This is a genomic window from Selenomonas sputigena ATCC 35185 (genome assembly GCF_000208405.1).
GTDB lineage: Bacteria > Bacillota > Negativicutes > Selenomonadales > Selenomonadaceae > Selenomonas > Selenomonas sputigena.
The window spans coordinates 1,757,178-1,775,784 of the sequence record NC_015437.1; the positions used below are offsets into that span (position 1 = coordinate 1,757,178).

At 58.8% G+C, this 18,607-nt stretch carries 12 protein-coding genes; 3 read left to right on the plus strand and 9 right to left on the minus strand.

Annotated features, from left to right (window positions below; genetic code table 11):
- Positions 1-28 precede the first annotated feature (28 nt).
- A complete protein-coding gene (locus tag SELSP_RS08065) occupies positions 29-1,057 on the plus strand; it encodes an AI-2E family transporter (protein WP_006191460.1) in 1,029 nt (342 codons plus the stop codon).
- Positions 1,058-1,140: 83 nt separating this feature from the next.
- Here SELSP_RS08065 and glyS read toward each other — a convergent pair whose 3' ends face one another.
- The 5 genes from glyS to nifJ form a co-directional block, all read right to left on the minus strand.
- Complete coding sequence (glyS, locus tag SELSP_RS08070) at positions 1,141-3,207, minus strand: glycine--tRNA ligase subunit beta (protein ID WP_006191458.1); 2,067 nt, start codon at positions 3,205-3,207, stop codon at positions 1,141-1,143.
- Positions 3,204-4,085 (minus strand): glycine--tRNA ligase subunit alpha, encoded by an 882-nt coding sequence (gene glyQ / locus SELSP_RS08075; protein ID WP_013740910.1) that lies wholly within the window; start codon positions 4,083-4,085, stop codon positions 3,204-3,206. Before glyQ ends, glyS begins: the two co-directional genes overlap by 4 nt.
- A 303-nt stretch (positions 4,086-4,388) precedes the next feature.
- The gene (locus tag SELSP_RS08080) at positions 4,389-6,164 is read right to left on the minus strand and encodes an ABC transporter ATP-binding protein (RefSeq protein ID WP_013740911.1); all 1,776 of its coding nucleotides are present in this window, start codon (positions 6,162-6,164) and stop codon (positions 4,389-4,391) included.
- Entirely contained in the window at positions 6,157-7,905 is a 1,749-nt protein-coding gene (locus SELSP_RS08085; RefSeq protein ID WP_006191451.1) for an ABC transporter ATP-binding protein, read from the minus strand. The genes SELSP_RS08080 and SELSP_RS08085 overlap by 8 nt, the downstream gene beginning before the upstream one ends.
- A gap of 239 nt (positions 7,906-8,144) precedes the next feature.
- A complete protein-coding gene (gene nifJ, locus SELSP_RS08090; protein WP_006191446.1) occupies positions 8,145-11,669 on the minus strand; it encodes a pyruvate:ferredoxin (flavodoxin) oxidoreductase in 3,525 nt (1,174 codons plus the stop codon).
- A 264-nt stretch (positions 11,670-11,933) separates the two neighbouring features.
- Here nifJ and SELSP_RS08095 point away from each other — a divergent pair, with 264 nt between their 5' ends.
- Complete coding sequence (locus SELSP_RS08095; protein WP_232362317.1) at positions 11,934-13,244, plus strand: SGNH/GDSL hydrolase family protein; 1,311 nt, start codon at positions 11,934-11,936, stop codon at positions 13,242-13,244.
- Between the two features lie 130 nt (positions 13,245-13,374).
- Entirely contained in the window at positions 13,375-14,544 is a 1,170-nt protein-coding gene (locus SELSP_RS08100; RefSeq protein ID WP_006191441.1) for an FprA family A-type flavoprotein, read from the plus strand.
- Between the two features lie 276 nt (positions 14,545-14,820).
- Here SELSP_RS08100 and SELSP_RS08105 read toward each other — a convergent pair whose 3' ends face one another.
- From SELSP_RS08105 to glmM, 4 genes are all read right to left on the minus strand, one after another.
- Positions 14,821-15,957 carry a sodium ion-translocating decarboxylase subunit beta gene (locus SELSP_RS08105; protein WP_006191438.1) on the minus strand — a complete coding sequence of 379 codons (1,137 nt, stop codon included), beginning with the start codon at positions 15,955-15,957 and terminating at the stop codon, positions 14,821-14,823.
- Between the two features lie 27 nt (positions 15,958-15,984).
- Positions 15,985-16,323, minus strand: coding sequence for an OadG family transporter subunit (locus SELSP_RS08110; RefSeq protein WP_013740913.1), 339 nt, complete (start codon positions 16,321-16,323; stop codon positions 15,985-15,987).
- A 131-nt stretch (positions 16,324-16,454) separates the two neighbouring features.
- The gene (locus SELSP_RS08115) at positions 16,455-17,249 is read right to left on the minus strand and encodes a sirohydrochlorin cobaltochelatase (protein WP_006191433.1); all 795 of its coding nucleotides are present in this window, start codon (positions 17,247-17,249) and stop codon (positions 16,455-16,457) included.
- A complete protein-coding gene (gene glmM / locus SELSP_RS08120) occupies positions 17,249-18,598 on the minus strand; it encodes a phosphoglucosamine mutase (RefSeq protein ID WP_006191431.1) in 1,350 nt (449 codons plus the stop codon). The genes SELSP_RS08115 and glmM overlap by 1 nt, the downstream gene beginning before the upstream one ends.
- Positions 18,599-18,607: the final 9 nt, after the last annotated feature.

Genomic DNA, 18,607 nt, shown 5'->3' on the forward strand with positions numbered 1-18,607 from the left:
CTGATTCCAAGAAAAAGGAGTTCACTCTATGCATTTTGCAAACTACCGCACATCCATCATCTTGGCAATCACCTTCACGCTCCTGCTCTCCGCTTTCTGGTTCTTTCCCGATCTCGCCTTCATCATCTTTCTCTCGCTCCTCCTGCAGCTCCTCCTGCAGCCCCCCGTCGATTTCCTGCAGCGCAAACGAGTGCCGCGCGTACTCGCGGCGGGACTCATTGTCATCGCCTTCATCGCACTTCTCACGGGTCTGGTCGTCCTTCTCTCACTCTCCTTCGTTCCTACCTTCCGAAACTTTGTCTCCGACTTGCCGAACATCACCTTGAGCCTGCAGAACATCCCCTTCGTGTCAGATTCCGACTTGCTGCGCAGCGAACTGAGCGACGTCCTCGCAGATCTGCGCAGCCTCGGCACAGACCTGCTGAAATCCTCGCTGACCTTCCTCCTGGAAATCTTCGGGAAGTTCATGGCATTCGTCATCATCATCTTCGTGACCTTCTACCTCTTGAAGGATGGAAAGAACATACGAAACTGGCTCGCCGGACTCTTCCCACAAGCCTCGCGGCGACGCGTGCTCAACCTCTTCAACGATATCCTGCGCGCGCTGCGCGTCTACATATTCAGCCAGATCGTCATGTGCGCCATCACGGGCACGGTCGTCTTCCTCTATTTCGAGTTCACGGGACTTCCCTACGCCTCTGTCTTCGCCTTTCTGTCGGGACTCGGTGAATTCGTCCCCGTGCTCGGACCGACGGCGGCCTCAGCATTCGGCATCTTTCTGACTGCCACCGAATCGCGCGGCCTCGTTCTGCAGACCGCCCTCTTCTACATCGTGCTCACGCAGGTCAACCACAACTTCGTCTACCCGACGCTCATCGGCAAATCGCTGAACCTCCACCCCGTCGCCATCATCCTCGGCGTCATCTTCGGAGGCGAAATCTTAGGGCCTGCCGGCATGTTCCTGGCCGTTCCCTTCATCGTCATCGTGAAGCTCGTGATTGCCGACATCTACCACGATCGTCAAGAAGTCGTGCGGCAAAATGATGAAGAAACGTAATTACAACACTGCATCTAAAAAAGGGGCTGCTGCATGAGTCAGATTCGACTCATGCAGCAGCCCCTTTTTCTATTCCGCGTTTCTTACGCCTGCACAATCTTGCTGAAGTCAGCGGCCTCGCGCAGGAGATCGTCGATCCCCTTCAAGAGGCTCAGGCGATTTCTTCGAATCTTCTCGTCGTCTGCCATGACCATGACGGCGTCAAAAAAGGCGTTGATCGGCTCGGCGAGATCCTTGAAATCGTCGATGGCGCCAACGAAGTCGTGCGCCTCGATGAGGCTCTCAGCTGCACTCCTAGCGGAGGTGTAGGCCTTCATCAGTTCCTTCTCCTCGTCCGTCTCGAAGAGCGCTGCATCGACGTGCACTTCGCCCTTCTCCGCCTTCGCCGCGAGGTTCGCCACGCGCACGAAGGCCTGCACGGCGTCCGCCATGCCGGGCGCGGCAAGCTGCTCTCTGACCGCCTTCGCCGCGAGCAGCACGCGGCGCACGTCGTCGACATTGCCGAGCACAGCGTCAGCGATGTCGTAGCGTATGCCCTCTTCGGCGAGCACGTTCTTGAGGCGCAGACGCATGAAATCGGCGACGTCCGCCTGCATCTTCTCGCACACCGCCGCATCCGTGATCTTGAGCAGATCCATCGTCCAGTCCACGAGGTCATGCAGGGATATGGCAACGCCCGCCTCGATGATGCTGTGCACCATGCCGAGCGCCTGGCGGCGCAGGGCAAAGGGATCTTGAGAACCCGTCGGAATCAGGCCGCGACTGAACGTCGCGACGATGTTGTCCATCTTGTCCGCGAGACTCACGACGAGTCCCGCACGCGTCTTTGGCTGCGCATCGCCCGCGAAGCGCGGCATGTAGTGCTCGTCGATCGCGAGGGCTACGTCCTCGCCCTCGCCGTCGAGACGCGCGTACTCCTTGCCCATGACGCCCTGCAGCTCCGTGAACTCCGTGACCATTCCCGTCACGAGATCCGCCTTGGAAAGGAGCGCTGCACGCATCGCCGCTTTCTTCTCGGCATCATTCGCATCGATGGCGTCAGCGATTTTTCCTGCGAGCTTTTCGAGACGCAGTGACTTGTCGTAGACCGTGCCAAGCCCTTCCTGGAACACGACGGTCTTGAGCTTTTCCAAATGCTCTGCAAGACTCTTCTTCCTGTCCTCGTCGAAGAAGAACTGCGCGTCGGCGAGGCGCGCGCGCAGCACGCGCTCGTTGCCGTGCTGCACCGTCTCAAGGTACTCTTTCCCGCCGTTTCGCACCGTGAGGAAGAGCGGCAGGAGCTTGCCGTCCGCCGACTTCACGGGGAAGTAGCGCTGATGGTCGCGCATCGGCGTGATGACGGCGTCGGGCGGCAGAGCGAGATACTTGTCCTCGAAGCTTCCCGCGAGCGCTGTCGGATACTCGACGAGGTAAAGCACCTCTTCGAGGAGGTTCGGCGTGATTTCCGCCGTGCCGCCATGCGCCTTCGCCGCTTCGACGAGTCCCTCCTCAATGAGAGCCTTGCGCCGCGCGGGATCGACGATGACGAAGGCCTTCTCGCACGCCTCCTCGTAATGCGCGGCATCCTCAATCGTGAAGTCGCCTGTGCTGAGGAAACGATGGCCGCGCGATGTATTGCCGCTCTTGACACATGCAAGCTCGAAGGGCACGATCCTATCGCCGTAGAGCGCGACGAGCCAGCGCAGGGGACGAATGAAGCGGAAGTCGAGGTCGCCCCAGCGCATGCTGTTCGGAAGCGGAAGACCTGAAATGAGCTCGGGCAGCATCTTTGCCAGCACCTTTTCCGCACTCTCTCCCGCTTCTTCGACGAGCGCATAGACGTAGCCGTCTCGCACGACGAGATCTTGCGCCTTGATTCCCTGCCCGCGCGCGAAGCCTTCCGCCGCCTTCGTCGGCTTGCCTGCCGCATCAAACGCCACTTGCACGGAGGGACCACGCTTCTCCTCGGCGACGTCCTCCTGCTTTTCTGCGAGTCCTTCGACGACGAGCGCGAGGCGGCGCGGCGTGCCGAGCGTCCGCACCGCGCCGTGCGCGAGGCGCAGTTCCTTCAGAGCCTTCTTCGCGTTCTCGCCAAGCTCTTTAAGCATCCCGGGCATCGCATGTGCCGGAATTTCCTCCGTACCGATCTCCAACAACAAATCCTTGCTCATGCTTTTGCCCCCCTCTTCAGCATCGGATAGCCGAGTTCCTCGCGCTGCTTCAGATAGCACTGGGCGCAGAGACGCGCGAGCCTTCTCACGCGCCCGATGAACGCCGTGCGCTCCGACACACTGATCGCGCCGCGCGCGTCGAGCAGATTGAAGGCGTGCGAGCACTTCAAAACGTAATCGTAGGCGGGATGGACGCGCCCCAGCTCAATGATGCGCACGGCCTCCTTCTCGTACTTGTCAAAAAGATCGAAGAGAAGAGCCTCATCCGACAGGTCAAAGGAATACGCCGACTGCTCGACTTCGTTCTGATGGAAGACGTCGCCGTACGTATAATCTGCCGTCCACTGGATGTCGAAGACGTTCTCGACGCCCTGGATGTACATGGCAAGACGCTCCAGCCCATAGGTGATCTCTGAAGAGACGGGCTTGACGTCCACGCTGCCGACCTGCTGGAAATAGGTGAACTGCGTGATCTCCATGCCGTCGAGCCAGACTTCCCAGCCAAGACCCCATGCACCCAAAGTCGGCGACTCCCAGTTGTCCTCGACGAAGCGTATGTCGTGCTGCTTGGGATCGATGCCGAGGCTTTCAAGACTTTCGAGGTAAAGCTCCTGAATATTGTCAGGCGACGGCTTCATGATGACCTGGAACTGATGGTGCTGATACAGACGATTCGGATTGTCGCCGTAGCGCCCGTCCGCCGGGCGGCGCGAAGGCTCGACATAGGCGACGTTCCACGGCTCCGGCCCCAAGACGCGCAGGAAGGTTGACGGATTCATCGTGCCCGCGCCCTTCTCCACGTCGTACGGCTGCGCCAGGATGCAGCCTTGCTCGCTCCAGAACTTCTGCAGAGCGAGGATGATCTCCTGAAACTTCAAATCGAACAACTCCTTATCTCGCGAAACGGACAAAAAAACGCCCCGCCCCGCAACAAAAATGTCACAGGGACGAGACGTATCCCGCGGTTCCACCCTGATTGGCGTCGCCGCACAGCAAAGCACGCTACGGCAAACGCCCACCTTGAATTTTATTGAACTGCTGCTCCAAAGCGCCCGTCACTCCCAAGAACCGCGCAAAAATCGTGCGCCGCCCTGACGGTCTTCCACTGCCACCGTCTCGCTGTACGGAAGTTCCTTTTCTCCTTCATCGCATGTTTAGTTTAGCAAAGGACATGACGGCTGTCAATGGCAGGAATGAATCTTCGTTCCAACGCCCGTTTCCCCACGCGCCGCCTTCCAGCCGAGCGCCGCCTGCCTCGCACGGATGAAATCGGCGTAGATGCCGCGCTCTTGCAAAAGTTCCTCATGCGTGCCGCGCTGCACAATCCTTCCCTCAGAGACGACGATAATCTGCCGCGCGTTCCGCACGGTGTTGAGTCGATGCGCGATCATGATGACCGTCTTACCTTTCGTCAGCGATTCCATCGCCTTTTGCAGACGGTCTTCGTTCTCGGGATCTACATTCGCCGTCGCCTCATCGAAGATGATGATCGGCGCGTCCTTCAAGATGGCACGCGCGATGGAAATACGCTGGCGCTCACCGCCCGAAAGGCTCGCACCGCCGTCTCCAATCACGGTATCGTAGCCCTCGGGCAGCGCCTCGATGAAGTCGTGGCAGCATGCTTCGCGTGCAGCGGCGACAACTTCCTCGTGCGTTGCCGTCGGCTTGCCGAAACGGATGTTGTTTTCTACCGTATCACAGAAAAGATAGACATTCTGGAAGACGATGCTGATCTGTCGCATCAAAGATTCGAGCGTGTAGTCGCGCACATCATGTCCGCCGACCTTGATGCTGCCGTCCGCCACATCCCAGAAGCGTGCGATGAGATGGCAGAGCGTCGTCTTGCCCGAGCCGCTCGGGCCGACGATCGCCGTCAAGGCGCGCTCAGGAATCGTCAATGAAACATCATCAAGAATCTTGCGCGTACCGTAGAAAAAGTCGACGTGTTCGAAGGAAACATCGTGATGCTCCGGCTCAATGTCCGTGCCGCCCGAATCCATCTGCGGCAGATCCGCCGCCCGCTCCGCCTGCTCGATGGAGCTTGTCACAACGCGCAGGATCATCAACATGCTTCCCGTCGACTCAATCTGCGAGAAAATCAGAAACGAGAGCACCATTCCCATGAGAGCTGTCAGAAGATCCATCGTACCTGCCTCGTGAGAAAACAATGCGACGAGCATGATCAAGACGCTGAAGAGGCGCAGCGTCGTCTCCTGCGCGATGGCGTACGGCGTGAAGATCCTTTCGATGGCGAGATTCGCCGCACGGCTCTCATCAAGGGCTTCACGCACGCGCGCATCGCCCTTGCCGCGCAGGTTGAACGCCTTGATGACGGGCATTCCCTCGATCTGCTCCAGAACCGCCTCGACCAGTTTCGCCTGCGCCTTCTGCCGCTTCGGTGCAAGGCTGCGCGACTTCTTTTCCACCGAGGAGGTCACGAACAAGTAGCAAAAGACGCCGAGAATAAAGAGCACGCCGATGCGCCACTGCCAGAAAAGCAGCATGGGCATGAGGATCAGCGTATTCAAAAAGCCGCTCAAAAGGGTGACCAAGAGGCGCGGCGCCGTGTTCTCCACATCGTTCAGAACCGTCGTCGCAACACCCGTAAGCTCACCTCTGCTGCTTTCGTCAAAATAGCCCATGGGAACCGCCTTGAGCTTGTCGCCGATGGCGATGCGCTTTTGTGCCACCATGAAGTAGCCGGCATGGACGCGCTGCAGCTGCGAAAAATAATGGGCAACTGCCCTGCCCGTCACGCTCAATGTGAGCAGCCCCAGAGAAGAAAGCGCCGCCTCCGCCGTAGCCCTTCCTTCGACCAAGGCCTGCAAGACGATGTAGATCGCCGTGATCTGCAGGATGTGGAAGAGTGCGTAAACAACGCCCAGAGCGAGCGACTTGTTGAGGTTTCCCCGCTCCTTTCCCGCAAAATGCCAAATCATCTTCAGCGCTTCAAGCATGGCAATCACCATCCTTTGCCCCGACATGCGCGTGCCACATCGCGCGATACGCTGCGCTCTTTTCAAGCAGCTCCTCGTGCGTGCCGCTCGCCGCAACCATGCCCGCCTCTATGAGGAAGATCTTGTCGGCGTCCGTAATCGTCGACAGCCGATGTGCGATGATGATGACCGTCTTCCCCGCGATGAGGCGTGCGACCGCCCGCTGCAGGATCGCCTCGTTCTCAGGATCGACATAGGCCGTCGCCTCGTCGAGCACGACGATCGGCGCATCCTTCAAGACGGCGCGCGCGATGGCGATGCGCTGACGCTCGCCGCCCGATACATGACTGCCGCCCGTGCCGACGCGCGTGTCATAACCATGCGCAAGCCGCAGGATGAAGTCTTCGCATCCCGCAGCTCGCGCGGCGCGCTCGACCTCCTCGTCGGAGGCCTGCGGCCTGCCCATGCGAATGTTCTCACGAATGCTGTCGTCGAAGAGATAGGCATCCTGTGCAACGAAGGAAACGAGATCATAGAGCTGCGCGAGCGGAATATCCGTACTCTCCCTGCCGCCGATCTTCAAGCTGCCCGAATCTATATCCCAATAGCCGGCAATCAGGCGTGCGAGCGTCGTCTTGCCGCTGCCGCTCTGTCCGACGAATGCGTTCAAGGTATGCGGTGCAAGCGCAAGGCTCACGCCGTGCAGCACTTCCTTGCCGTCTTGGTAGGAAAAGCGCACATCCGTAAGCTCGATGCCCGCATCGAAAAGCTCGACATCCGATGTGCCATGATGCTGCTCCTCCGCTCTCAGCAGCTTGTCAGTCGAAGCGACGACTGTCCCGACCTGCGACACCGTGTCAATGAACCCCATGGCCTCGATCAACGGCCCTGCGACTCCCAGAGAAAGAATCACCGCCGTCACGAACACTTCCATGCTCATGCAGTCCTGCATGTAAAGAAGCCAGCCGCCGGGCAAAACCGTCAGCAGTGTCGTCGGCGCAATCGTCATCGCCAAGGAGATGGGAAATTGGCAGTCCTTCATCCACTGATAGAAATATGCGGCGTTCGCCGCGATGCTGCGCGAGAATTTCTCGTAGGACGCCGCGCCCTGGTTGAACGCCTTGATGACCTCGATGCCGCCGATGTACTCAACGATAGCGGCATTCATCGTCTCCGTCGCCGCCACCGACGCCTCGAAGCGCTCCTTGTAATCGCGCATGGCAAAGCTCAGGCAAAAGAGCCCGACGGGGATGGAAACGATTGCCAGGAGCGCCATGCGCCAATCAAGCACAAGTAGATAGAAGAAGATGCAGAAAGGGCCGACGAGATTCGCCGTCAACTCGGGCAGAAGATGCGCGAGCGTGCGCTCCGTGCTCTCCACCTGGTCGACGATGATGTGCTTGACCTCGCCGACAGGCAGATCCGTGACCGTGCCGAGCGGCAGCTTCGGCAATTTTTGCAGGATCTTCCAACGAACTTCGCGCAGGACGGAGAACGCCGCCTTATGCGAGACGGAAAGCGCGTACGCATAGAGAACGCTGCGCAGAAGATAGCCGACGAACGCGGCGAAGCACAGCAGAAAAACCTCATCCCTCTGCAGACCCTGTCCTGCCAGAAGCGCCGCGAGGAGTGACGATACGACGAAATACGGCACAAGTCCGCAGAGCACTGCCGTAACAGAAAGGAAAATCGAAAAGAGAAGCCTGCCATGCTCCTCTTCATCCAACTCCCACAGACGCAGCAAAGCACTTTTTGCATCCATATCCGCACCTCCTCAATATTTTCCGGTTGGATTCCATGATAAGTTTAGCGAATCTTTGGGCAATGATATGCAAATCTACTATCAATGATAATCTATATCGTTATATCATACTTCGCGCTGCAATTCAAGAATAAAGTTTTATTAACGCCTTTCTGCGACACAAAACAGCATCCGTCAAAGAAAAAAGGGCTGCCGCACAAATTGTGCGGCAGCCTCTTTTCTTTGCAGCAAACCTCGCCTTACTTGCCGGCGAGCTTCTTGTAGCCTTCGATTCTCATCCTTGCGTCGTTCTCCGTCTTCTCGAAGAGCGCCTCGGCTGCTTCGGGGAAGCTGCGCTTCAAGGAAGCATAGCGGACTTCGCCCTGCAAGAATTCCTGGAACTTGCTGAAATCCGGCTCCTTCGAGTCGAGCGTGAACGGATTCTTGTCCGTGCCGACGAGCGTCGGGTTGAAGCGATAGTTCGCCCAGTAGCCGCAAGCATTGGCGCGCTTGCCTTCTTCCTGGCTGCAGCCCATGCCGATGCGGATGCCATGGTTGATGCACGGCGAATAGGCGATGATGAGCGACGGTCCTTTATAAGCCTCGGCTTCCTTGATCGCCTTCAAGACCTGGTTGTGGTCGGCGCCCATGTTGACCTGCGCGACGTAGACGTAGCCGTAGGACATCGCCATGATGCCGAGATCCTTCTTCTTCGTCCTCTTGCCCGTCGCAGCGAACTCTGCGATCGCAGCCGCCGGCGTGGACTTCGAAGCCTGACCGCCCGTATTGGAGTAGACTTCCGTATCGAACACGAAGATGTTGACATCCTCGCCCGAAGCGAGTACATGGTCGACGCCGCCGTAGCCGATATCGTAAGCCCAGCCGTCGCCGCCGAAGATCCACTGCGAACGCTTCACGAAGTAGTCGCGCTCATCGTAAATCTTGTTCAGAAGCTCGTCCGTGCCCTTCTCCTTTTCGAGAAGTTCCGTCAGTTTGTCGGCGCGCTCGCGCGTGCCCTCGCCCTCGGCCATGTTGTCCTTCCAGTCCTTCAAAGCAGCCTGGAGGTCTGCGCTTCCCTTGCCATCTGTAAGAGCCGCATCGACATCTGCCGCAACGCGGTCGCGGATCGCACGAACGCCGAGGAACATGCCGAGACCGAACTCTGCGTTGTCCTCGAAGAGGGAGTTCGCCCAAGCCGGGCCATAGCCCTTCTCGTTCTTCGTGTACGGCATCGCCGGCGCGCTGCCGCCCCAGATCGACGAGCAGCCCGTAGCATTCGAGATCATCATGCGGTCGCCGAAGAGCTGCGTGAGGAGCTTCGCGTACGGTGTCTCGCCGCAGCCTGCGCAAGCGCCCGAGAATTCGAGCAGCGGCTTCTCGAACTGCGAGCCGATGACCGTGTCCTTCTTCATCGGGTTCTTCTTCGGTGCGACCTTCTTCGCGTCGACGCCGTAATCGAAGTAGACCTGCTGCGCCTTGAGGTCGTCGTCGAGCGGCTTCATGTCGAGAGCCTTCGCCGGGCAGACCTGTGCGCAGTTGCCGCAGCCGAGGCAGTCCATCGTGGAGACGGCAATCGTGAAGTTGTAGTCCTTGATCGCCTTGGACTTCTTCCACGGGAAGCCAGCGGGGGCCGCATCCTTCTCGGCATCCGTCGTGAGCACAGGACGAATGGTCGCATGCGGGCAGACGTAGGAGCACTGGTTGCAGCCGATGCACTTTTCGGCGTTCCACACGGGAACATTGATCGCCGTGCCGCGCTTCTCGTAAGCCGCGCCGCCGACGGGGAACGTGCCGTCGACCATTTCCTCAGCAAACTGCGAAACCTTGAGACGATCGCCTTCCTGGCGGTTCATGACGTTCTGAACGCCCGTGATGAACGCCGGAATATCATGCGCTTCTTCCTTCTCGTCCTCAGCATTCGCCCAGTCCGCAGGAACATTGACGCGATGCAGAGCCTCGATGCCCTTGTCGATGGCGCCGTTGTTCATGTCGACGATCTTCTGACCCTTGTTGCCGTAAGAGGCAACGACGGCGTCCTTCAGATACTGCACAGCCGTCTCGATCGGAATGATGTTCGCGAGCTTGAAGAACGCAGACTGCATGACCATGTTGAAGCGGCCGCCGAGTCCGAGCTCCTTGGCGATCTCGACAGCGTTGACCGTGTAGAACTCGATGTTGTTCTTCGCGATGTAGCGCTTCATGTAGGCGGGCAGGTGCTTCGAGAGATCCTCTTCGTTCCAGACCGTGTTGAGCAGGAACTTGCCGCCGCGCTTGAGGCCGGCGAGAAGATCGTACTTCGTCACATACGACTGCTGCGAGCACGAGATGAAGTTCGCGTTGTGAATGAGATACGGTGAATTGATCGGAGACTTGCCGAAGCGCAGATGCGACATCGTGATGCCGCCCGACTTCTTCGAGTCGTAGGCGAAATACGCCTGCGCATACATGTCGGTCTTGTCGCCGATGATCTTGATGGCACTCTTGTTCGCGCCGACCGTGCCGTCCGAGCCAAGACCCCAGAACTTGCAGGCCGTCGTGCCTTCCGGCGTGAGATCGACATCCTCGGGATACTCAGCGAGCGACGTATGCGTGACATCATCGTCGATGGCAATCGTGAAGCCGTGCTTCGGATCGTCCTTCTTGAGTTCCTCGTAGACCGAGAGGACATGATCGGGCGTCGTGTCCTTGCCGCCGAGACCATAGCGGCCGCCGACGATGACAGGGTTCATGTCGGAGTTGTAGAATGCCGCCTTGACATCGAGGTAGAGCGGCTCGCCGATCGCGCCCGGCTCCTTCGTGCGGTCGAGGACGGCGATCTTCTTGACCGTCTTCGGCAGATACTTGAAGAAATGTTCGAGCGAGAACGGACGATAGAGATGCACGGAAAGAAGGCCGACCTTTTCACCCTTGGAATTGAGATAATCCACGGCTTCGCCGGCCGTCTGACAGATCGAGCCCATAGCGATGATGATGCGCTCGGCATCCTTTGCACCATGATAGTCGAAGAGATGGTGCTCGCGTCCCGTGATCTTCGCGAGATCTGCCATGGCTTCCTCGACAAGCTCAGGCAGCGCTTCATAGTACTTGTTGGCGGCTTCCTGCGACTGGAAGTAGATGTCCGGGTTCTGCGCCGTACCGCGGACGACCGGATGGTTCGGGTTCAGTGCGCGTGCACGGAACTCCTTGACCGCATCCCAGTCGAGGAGTTTCGCAAGATCGTCAAAGTCGATGACTTCGATCTTCTGAATCTCATGCGACGTGCGGAAACCGTCGAAGAAGTTGATGAAAGGCACGCGGCCCTTGATGGCGACGAGATGCGCGACAGCGGCGAGATCCATGACCTCCTGCACGCTCGCCTCACACAGCATCGCACAGCCCGTCTGACGCGCTGCCATGACGTCACGCTGATCGCCGAAAATATTGAGGGAGGAAGTCGCCAGAGCACGGGCGCTCACATGGAAGACACCGGGAAGGAGCTCACCGGCAATCTTATAGAGGTTCGGGATCATCAGCAGGAAGCCCTGCGAAGCCGTGTACGTCGTCGTCAGGGCGCCTGCCTGCAAAGAGCCGTGCACAGCGCCTGCAGCGCCTGCCTCGGACTGCATCTCAATGACGCGCACCTTCTGGCCGAAGATGTTCTTCGTTCCCTTCGCCGCCAGAGCGTCGACATGCTCCGCCATCGGCGAGGACGGCGTGATCGGGTAGATGGCTGCAACATCGGTGAATGCGTAGGAAATATATCCCGCAGCCGTGTTGCCGTCCATGGTCTTCATTTTTTTGCTCATGTTTTGAATTGCTCCCCTCTTTATAAAAAGATACAAAACACATAAATGTGGGTAATACCCGCTATGACCTATTATACACCGAACCATTCCTGTTGTAAATAAACAGCATGAGGAACAATTCGGAAAAATAGGAGAAAATCACAGATTTATTGACCTTACGCCTGCCTCCCGATATAATAGAAACCATTATGAAAACTGCACCAAGACCGCCAAGAAAGCTAGGAGTGGAATCGCTTGCATCACCTTCACCGCCTGAGGCCTCTCGTGTCCGCACTCATCGTCCCTCTGATCCTTTGGGCGACCGTCATCGAAAGTGACGAAGCGCTCTATGCCAAAGCGCCTCTTCGCGCCATAACGGAGACGTCCATGCTGCATCCTTTGTCCTTCTCCCCCATTCTCGCGTGGGAGAAGAACGTCAATGCCACGCACTACGAGATCGAATTCTTCCGCGAACAGCCTGCCATTTGCTATCCCGATACGGCGTCCTCCGAAGCTGTCTGGCACTCCGATGAAGTTTATGCGAGCAGCTACAACCCGCCGCTCTTCCTCTTCGCTGCCGATCTCTTGGGGCGCGCACCGCTCTATTGGCGCGTGCGCGCCCTCGACTTCGACGGCACGCCCGTATCGCTTTTCAGCGCCGTCATGCCGCTCTATACGAGCGCCGCCGTCGCGCCGAGCGTCATGACCGTGCCTCTTCCCATCGCCTCCTCCGAGCTCACAGCACCTCTTCTCTATCCCGTCTACCATTGGGTGCGCCCCTATCGTGCGCATGCCTTCGAGGTCGCGCTCTACGCAGAAGATCCGACGGAAAATCCCGACGCCGAGCCGATCGACACGATGACGACGCAGCTTTCTGAAATCTACGATCAGAACCCCCGCATCGGCCCTGGATTCTTCTACTGGCACGTGCGCTCGCTCGACGAGGCAGACGAACCCGCAAGCGACTGGTCTCCCGTGCTGAAGTTCCGCAACGACCCCAAGGACAACTGGGAAATCGCCGTCTTCGGCGACAGCATCAGCCACGGCGGCGGCCATATCTCCTACGGACCCGCCGACCACGAATTCAGCTGGCTCTCCTATCTCAACTTTCCCGCCATCAACCTCTCGATGAGCGGCGATACGAGCGAAACAATGCTCGAACGCTTCGAAGCAGATGTTCTGCCCTTCCATCCGCGCTACCTGCTCATTCTGAACGGCACGAACAGCCTGCGTGCAGGCGTCAGTGCCGCCGAGGTCATCGCCGACCTTGAAAAACTCAAGACGCGCTGCCTCGCGAACGGCATCCGCCCCATCTTCCTCACGCTGCCGCCGATCAACCCCGAGAACATCGCACGCGCCTTTGACGAGCCGACAGCGGATGACTGGCAGACGCAGTTCTCCCTCGTCAACGCCTTCCTGCGCACCGAGGTGCACATCGATGTGGCGGCGGCATTCTCCACCCATCCCCTGCTGCCGACGGAACTGGCTCTGGACGGACTGCACGAGGACGTGATCGGCAAGCAGCTCATCGCCCAGACGGTCAACCGCGCCTGGCCGGAAGCTAAGCAGCAGGCTGACCGACTTCCTGCGCAGTAGGTTTTGGGGCGCGGTGACAATATATTAGGGAGAATATATTGTATTTATCTCTCTTCCGATATAGAATAGAGAGTATAGATTCAAAATACACGGACATGCTCCGTTCCAAAAGAAAGGCGGTACTATCATCATGCAGGCAATCGAAATCAAGAAGGACATCTACTGGGTCGGCGCCATCGACTGGTCGATGCGCAGTTTTCACGGCTACGAGACGGGACGCGGTTCAAGCTACAATGCCTACCTCATCCTCGACGAGAAAATTACGCTGATCGACACGGTGAAGGAACCGTTCCGCGATGAGCTGATTTCACGCATCTCCTCCGTCATCGACCCTGCCAAGATCGACATCATCGTCTCGAACCATGTCGAGCCCGATCACTCGGGTTCCATCCCTGCGATGATGAAGCTTTGCCCCAAGGCGGAAATCTACACGAGCGATCCCAACGGCTTCAAGGGATTGACCGCCCACTACGGCGATCTTCCCTACCACGGCGTCAAGGCAGGCGACACACTGAGCCTCGGCAAGCGCACACTCACGTTCGTGCCGACGCCCATGCTCCACTGGCCCGACAGCATGGTCACCTACTGCCCCGAAGAGAAGATCCTCTTCTCGAACGACGCTTTCGGTCAGCACCTTGCCGCTTCCAAGCTCTTCGACGATGAAGTGGACTTCGCCGTACTCATGGAAGAGGCGAAGAAGTACTATGCGAACATCCTCATGCTCTACGGACGCCAGGCACAGACGGCCTTGAAAGCGCTCGCAGGGATCGACATCGAGATGATCGCCACGGGACACGGCCGGCTCTGGCGCTCCCATATCCCCGACATCCTCGCAGCCTACCAGAAGTGGAGCACGGGCGAGCTGGAAGACAAGGCGGTCGTCGTCTTCGACTCCATGTGGCATTCGACGGAAAAGATGGCACGCGCCATCGCCGAGGCCTTCGCCGAAAAAGGTCTGCCCACGCAGTTCTATGACATCAAGAAGACACACATGTCCGACATCGTCGTCGACGTCCTCACGAGCCGCTACCTTGCCGTCGGCTCGCCGACCATCAACAATCAGATGATGCCGCCGATCGCGGGCTTCCTCTGCTACCTCAAGGGACTCGCGCCGAAAGGACGCGAAGCCTTCGCCTTCGGCTCCTACGGCTGGGGCGGACAGAGCATCAAGCTCGTCGAGGACGAACTCAAGGCCGCCGGCTGCAACATCTGCCTCGACATGATCCGCATCGCGAACGTGCCGAGCAAGGAGCAGCTCGATGAAGTCCGTGAGAAGGTCAAGGGAATCGAGATGAAATAACGATACAAAAACGCTGCTGAAAATGCTCAGCAGCGTTTTTCTTTAGGAAGCGCTGATAAAATGAGGTCGCCCAGATTTGCACAGATGCGCTGTATCTATCGAGGAGACAAACCACAGGCGTAGCGGTGCTACGTCGAGGATTTGTCGACGACGAGAGGACAGCGCAGATGTGTGAAGATGGGTGGCTGAATTTATCAGTGCTTCCTTTATCCCACATAAAAGCGGCAGGAGTCCGAACTCCTGCCGCTTCAACATAAATCGTATGAAATTCCACCTCTACCGTCCGAGCATCGCGAGCATCGTGCCTGCGGCGACGGCGGTGCCGATGACACCGGCGACGTTCGGTCCCATGGCGTGCATGAGGAGGAAGTTGCCAGGCTTCGCCTTTGCACCGACGACCTGACTAACGCGCGCTGCCATCGGCACGGCGGAAACGCCGGCGGAGCCGATGAGCGGATTGACCTTGCCGCCCGAGACGACGTACATGATCTTGCCGAAGATGACACCGCCCGCCGTGCCGCCGATGAAGGCGACGAGTCCGAGCATGATGATGAGCAGCGTGTCGCGCGTGAGGAAGTGCTCCGCCGACATCGTCATGCCCGTGCCCGTGGCGAGGAAAATCGTGATGATATTGCACAGCGAATTCTGCGCCGTATCCGAAAGGCGGTCGGTGACGCCCGACTCACGGAAGAGGTTGCCGAGCATGAGCATGCCCAAAAGCGCTGCAATCGACGGCAGCAGCAAGCTGATGAAGATGGTCGCGACGAGCGGGAAGATGACCTTTTCGAACTTCGTGACGTCACGCAGCTGCTCCATGACAACCTCGCGCTCCGTCTTCGTCGTGAAGAGCTTCATGATGGGCGGCTGAATGAGCGGCACGAGCGACATGTAGGAGTACGCTGCGACAGCGATCGCCCCCAAGAGATTCGGCGCGAGCTTTGTCGCCAGATAGATGGACGTCGGTCCGTCAGCGCCGCCGATGATGCCGATGGCGGCGGATTCCTCGACGGAGAAGCCGAAGACCATGGCGAGACCAAGGGCTACGAAGACGCCGATCTGCGCCGCCGCTCCCAAGAGGAGCGTGTTCGGATTGGCGATCAGCGGGCCGAAGTCCGTCATCGCGCCGATGCCGAGGAAGATCAGCGGCGGAAAGATTTCGTAGGTGATGCCGAAGTTGATTGCCTTCATGACGTTCATCTCTTCGGCGAAGAAGCCCGTCTCCGGGAAATTCGCCAAGATACAGCCGAAAGCGATCGGGCCAAGGAGCAACGGCTCGAACTCCTTGGCAAAGGCCAGATAAAGAAGCACGAGTCCGACGAGAATCATGATGCCGTTGCCCATCGTGAAGTGGGAAAAGCCCGATCCTGCCCAGACGGCCTGCAGCGATACGATAAAAGCATTGAGGAATTCCATGATTTTGCCTCCTTTGCATCCGATGGTCTAGCGCAGGGCGCGGCCGGAGTTCTTCCAGCCATCGCGCGCCAGCGGGCGGATCGTGCGGATCGCGCCTGCCGAAAATCCCGCGAGCGTGACGGCCGCCGCAATCGCCGCGACAACCTCCGCCGAAAGGCCTTCCGGCTCGGGAGCGCGCACAGGCTCCGGCGCGGCAATCGGTGCTGCTGCGGGGGCTGCAACGGAAACCGGCGTTTCCTTCTTGCGCGTCGGATCAACGGCATGGATCAGCCGAATCAGGAGACTCAGCGAAATCAAGACGATGAATACGACGGTCATGTTGATCAGCATGATGATCAAAGGATTCGTTGTTACTGGCTGTGACATACACTCACCTCATTCTTGATAGATGAAAATGCTGCGTCTTGCAAGGAAGTGTATCGTTTCCTCATTTCTATTATAGATGAATTTTCAAAAAACTTAAAATACATTATACGAATAAATAGAATAACTTTTAGTTATCCTCCAATAAGACGACATACTTTTTCCATATAGATTCTCCGAAAGGCAGCTCTTTCCCCAAGCGTCCGCTTGTCGAGCCGCACGGAAAATCCCGCCTTCTGCAAGCGGCTCTTCCACGAAGCGGGCTCATCCCCTGCCAGATCGTGCGTGACATGGCGTCCGCCCGCCAGGAGGAGTGGGGCGAGCAGCACGCGCTTTTCCCCGCTCTTTTCAAGGCGATCGAGCACCATGGCGAAGTTCGGCACATCCGCCTCCTCCAGCACGCCGATGTGTACGGGAAGCCCCTCCTCATCGGCACGCTGCTGCAGCAGCGCGTAGACGGGATTGTGCCTGTGCGGCGAACCGTGGCCGAGAAGCACCATCCCCTCTCCTTCCTGCGCTGCAAGACCGGAAAAGATCGCGGCCAAACCGTGCGCAATATCATCGTTTTCCGTACCGTCTGCGCGAAAGAACACAGGCTCGCCGACCTTGAGCACGTCGAAGCGCGAAGAGAACGCTTCCGCTTCCTTGAGAATCTTGTTCTCGTATTCCTCGCCCGGCGTCAGATGCGTCGGCTGCACATAGACTTCACGCACACCCGCCCGGCAAAGTTCTTCCAAGCGCTCCGACAGAGAAGCCATATCGATTCCCGCCTCCTGCAGGCGGCGGCGGATGAAAGCGGACGTATACGCCTCGACAACCGTGAACTCCGGAAAGCCCTCCGCGATCTCGCGCACGATTGGCACAAGGCTCTTCTCCCGCGCCTCGGACGCACTGACGCCAAAGCTCGTGACGACGATAGCAGGGCGCATCAGCCCTGCTCCTTCTTGACGACGTCGGCGATGCGGCGGCATATCGTCTCAAGCTGCGCCTGGTCAGGGCCTTCTGCCATCACGCGGATCAAAGGCTCCGTGCCCGACGGGCGCACGAGGATGCGGCCATCGCTGCCAAGTTCTTCTTCTCCCGCGCGAATGGCCGCAGCAATCGCCGCATTCTCCTCCCAGCCTTCCTTCGAAGCGACGACGACGTTGACGAGAAGCTGCGGATAGCTTTTCATCAAGGCGGAAAGCTCCGACGCCTTGCGACCCGTGCGCTTCAGCGCTGCGAGCACCTGCAGGGCGGTGATGAGTCCGTCGCCCGTCGTGCTGAAGTCAGAAAAGATGATGTGCCCCGACTGTTCGCCGCCGAGACGGTAGCCGTGCTCGCGCATGTTTTCGAGCACATAGCGGTCGCCGACCTGCGTGATCTCCGCACGCCCGCCGGCTTTCTCGATCGCCTTGTGAAAGCCGATGTTTGCCATGACCGTCGTCACGACGGTATTCCCCGCGAGCGTTCCCTTCTCCATCATGTCCTTGGCACACATGACGAGGATGTGGTCGCCGTCAATGACCTCGCCCTTCTCATCCACACACAGGCAGCGGTCAGCATCTCCGTCGTGCGCGATGCCGATGTCCGCGCCATCCGCGAGCACCGTCTTCTGCAGCGATTCAAGATGCGTCGAGCCGCAAGCCTCGTTGATGTTGACGCCGTCCGGCTCTGCATGGATCACATGCACATCGGCACCCAAGCGGCGCAAGACGCGCGGCATGCAGTCGTACGCCGCACCGTTCGCACAGTCGAGCACGACCTTCAAGCCGTCGAGCTGCACGCCTGCCGTGCCCTGCACGAAGTCGATGTACTCGCGCACATACTCCTTGCGGCGCTTGATGCGGCCGATGTTCTCGCGCGTCGCACGCGGCAGCTTCTCGCCCGCCTCGATGCGGCGCACGAGGCTCTCGATCTCGTCCTCCACAGCATCGGGCAGCTTGTAGCCGTCGCCGCCGAAGAATTTGATGCCGTTGTCATAGAAGGGATTGTGCGAAGCCGAGATGACGATGCCCGCAGCGGCCTCGTGCGTCCTCGCCAGATAGGCGATGGCGGGCGTCGGGCAGACGCCGACGATCTCGACGCGCCCGCCGGCCGAGCAGATGCCCGTCGCAAGGGCGGACTCGAAGAGGTTGCCCGAGATGCGCGTGTCGCGCCCGATGATGATCAAGGGATTTTGCTGCACCTTCTCGCCAAAGTACAGGGCTGCAGCCCAGCCGAGACGATATGCGAGTTCCGGGCAGAGCGCCACATTTGCTTCTCCGCGAACACCGTCCGTACCAAAAAGTCTTGCCATGAAATTCTC

What these genes read in the sequence shown, in the direction of transcription:
- SELSP_RS08065 (WP_006191460.1), top strand. Translation starts at nt 29, where the DNA reads ATGCATTTTGCAAACTACCGCACATCCATCATCTTGGCAATCACCTTC.
- glyS (WP_006191458.1), bottom strand. Translation starts at nt 3,207, where the DNA reads ATGAGCAAGGATTTGTTGTTGGAGATCGGTACGGAGGAAATTCCGGCA.
- SELSP_RS08080 (WP_013740911.1), bottom strand. Translation starts at nt 6,164, where the DNA reads ATGCTTGAAGCGCTGAAGATGATTTGGCATTTTGCGGGAAAGGAGCGG.
- SELSP_RS08085 (WP_006191451.1), bottom strand. Translation starts at nt 7,905, where the DNA reads ATGGATGCAAAAAGTGCTTTGCTGCGTCTGTGGGAGTTGGATGAAGAG.
- nifJ (WP_006191446.1), bottom strand. Translation starts at nt 11,669, where the DNA reads ATGAGCAAAAAAATGAAGACCATGGACGGCAACACGGCTGCGGGATAT.
- SELSP_RS08100 (WP_006191441.1), top strand. Translation starts at nt 13,375, where the DNA reads ATGCAGGCAATCGAAATCAAGAAGGACATCTACTGGGTCGGCGCCATC.
- SELSP_RS08105 (WP_006191438.1), bottom strand. Translation starts at nt 15,957, where the DNA reads ATGGAATTCCTCAATGCTTTTATCGTATCGCTGCAGGCCGTCTGGGCA.
- SELSP_RS08110 (WP_013740913.1), bottom strand. Translation starts at nt 16,323, where the DNA reads ATGTCACAGCCAGTAACAACGAATCCTTTGATCATCATGCTGATCAAC.
- SELSP_RS08115 (WP_006191433.1), bottom strand. Translation starts at nt 17,249, where the DNA reads ATGCGCCCTGCTATCGTCGTCACGAGCTTTGGCGTCAGTGCGTCCGAG.
- glmM (WP_006191431.1), bottom strand. Translation starts at nt 18,598, where the DNA reads ATGGCAAGACTTTTTGGTACGGACGGTGTTCGCGGAGAAGCAAATGTG.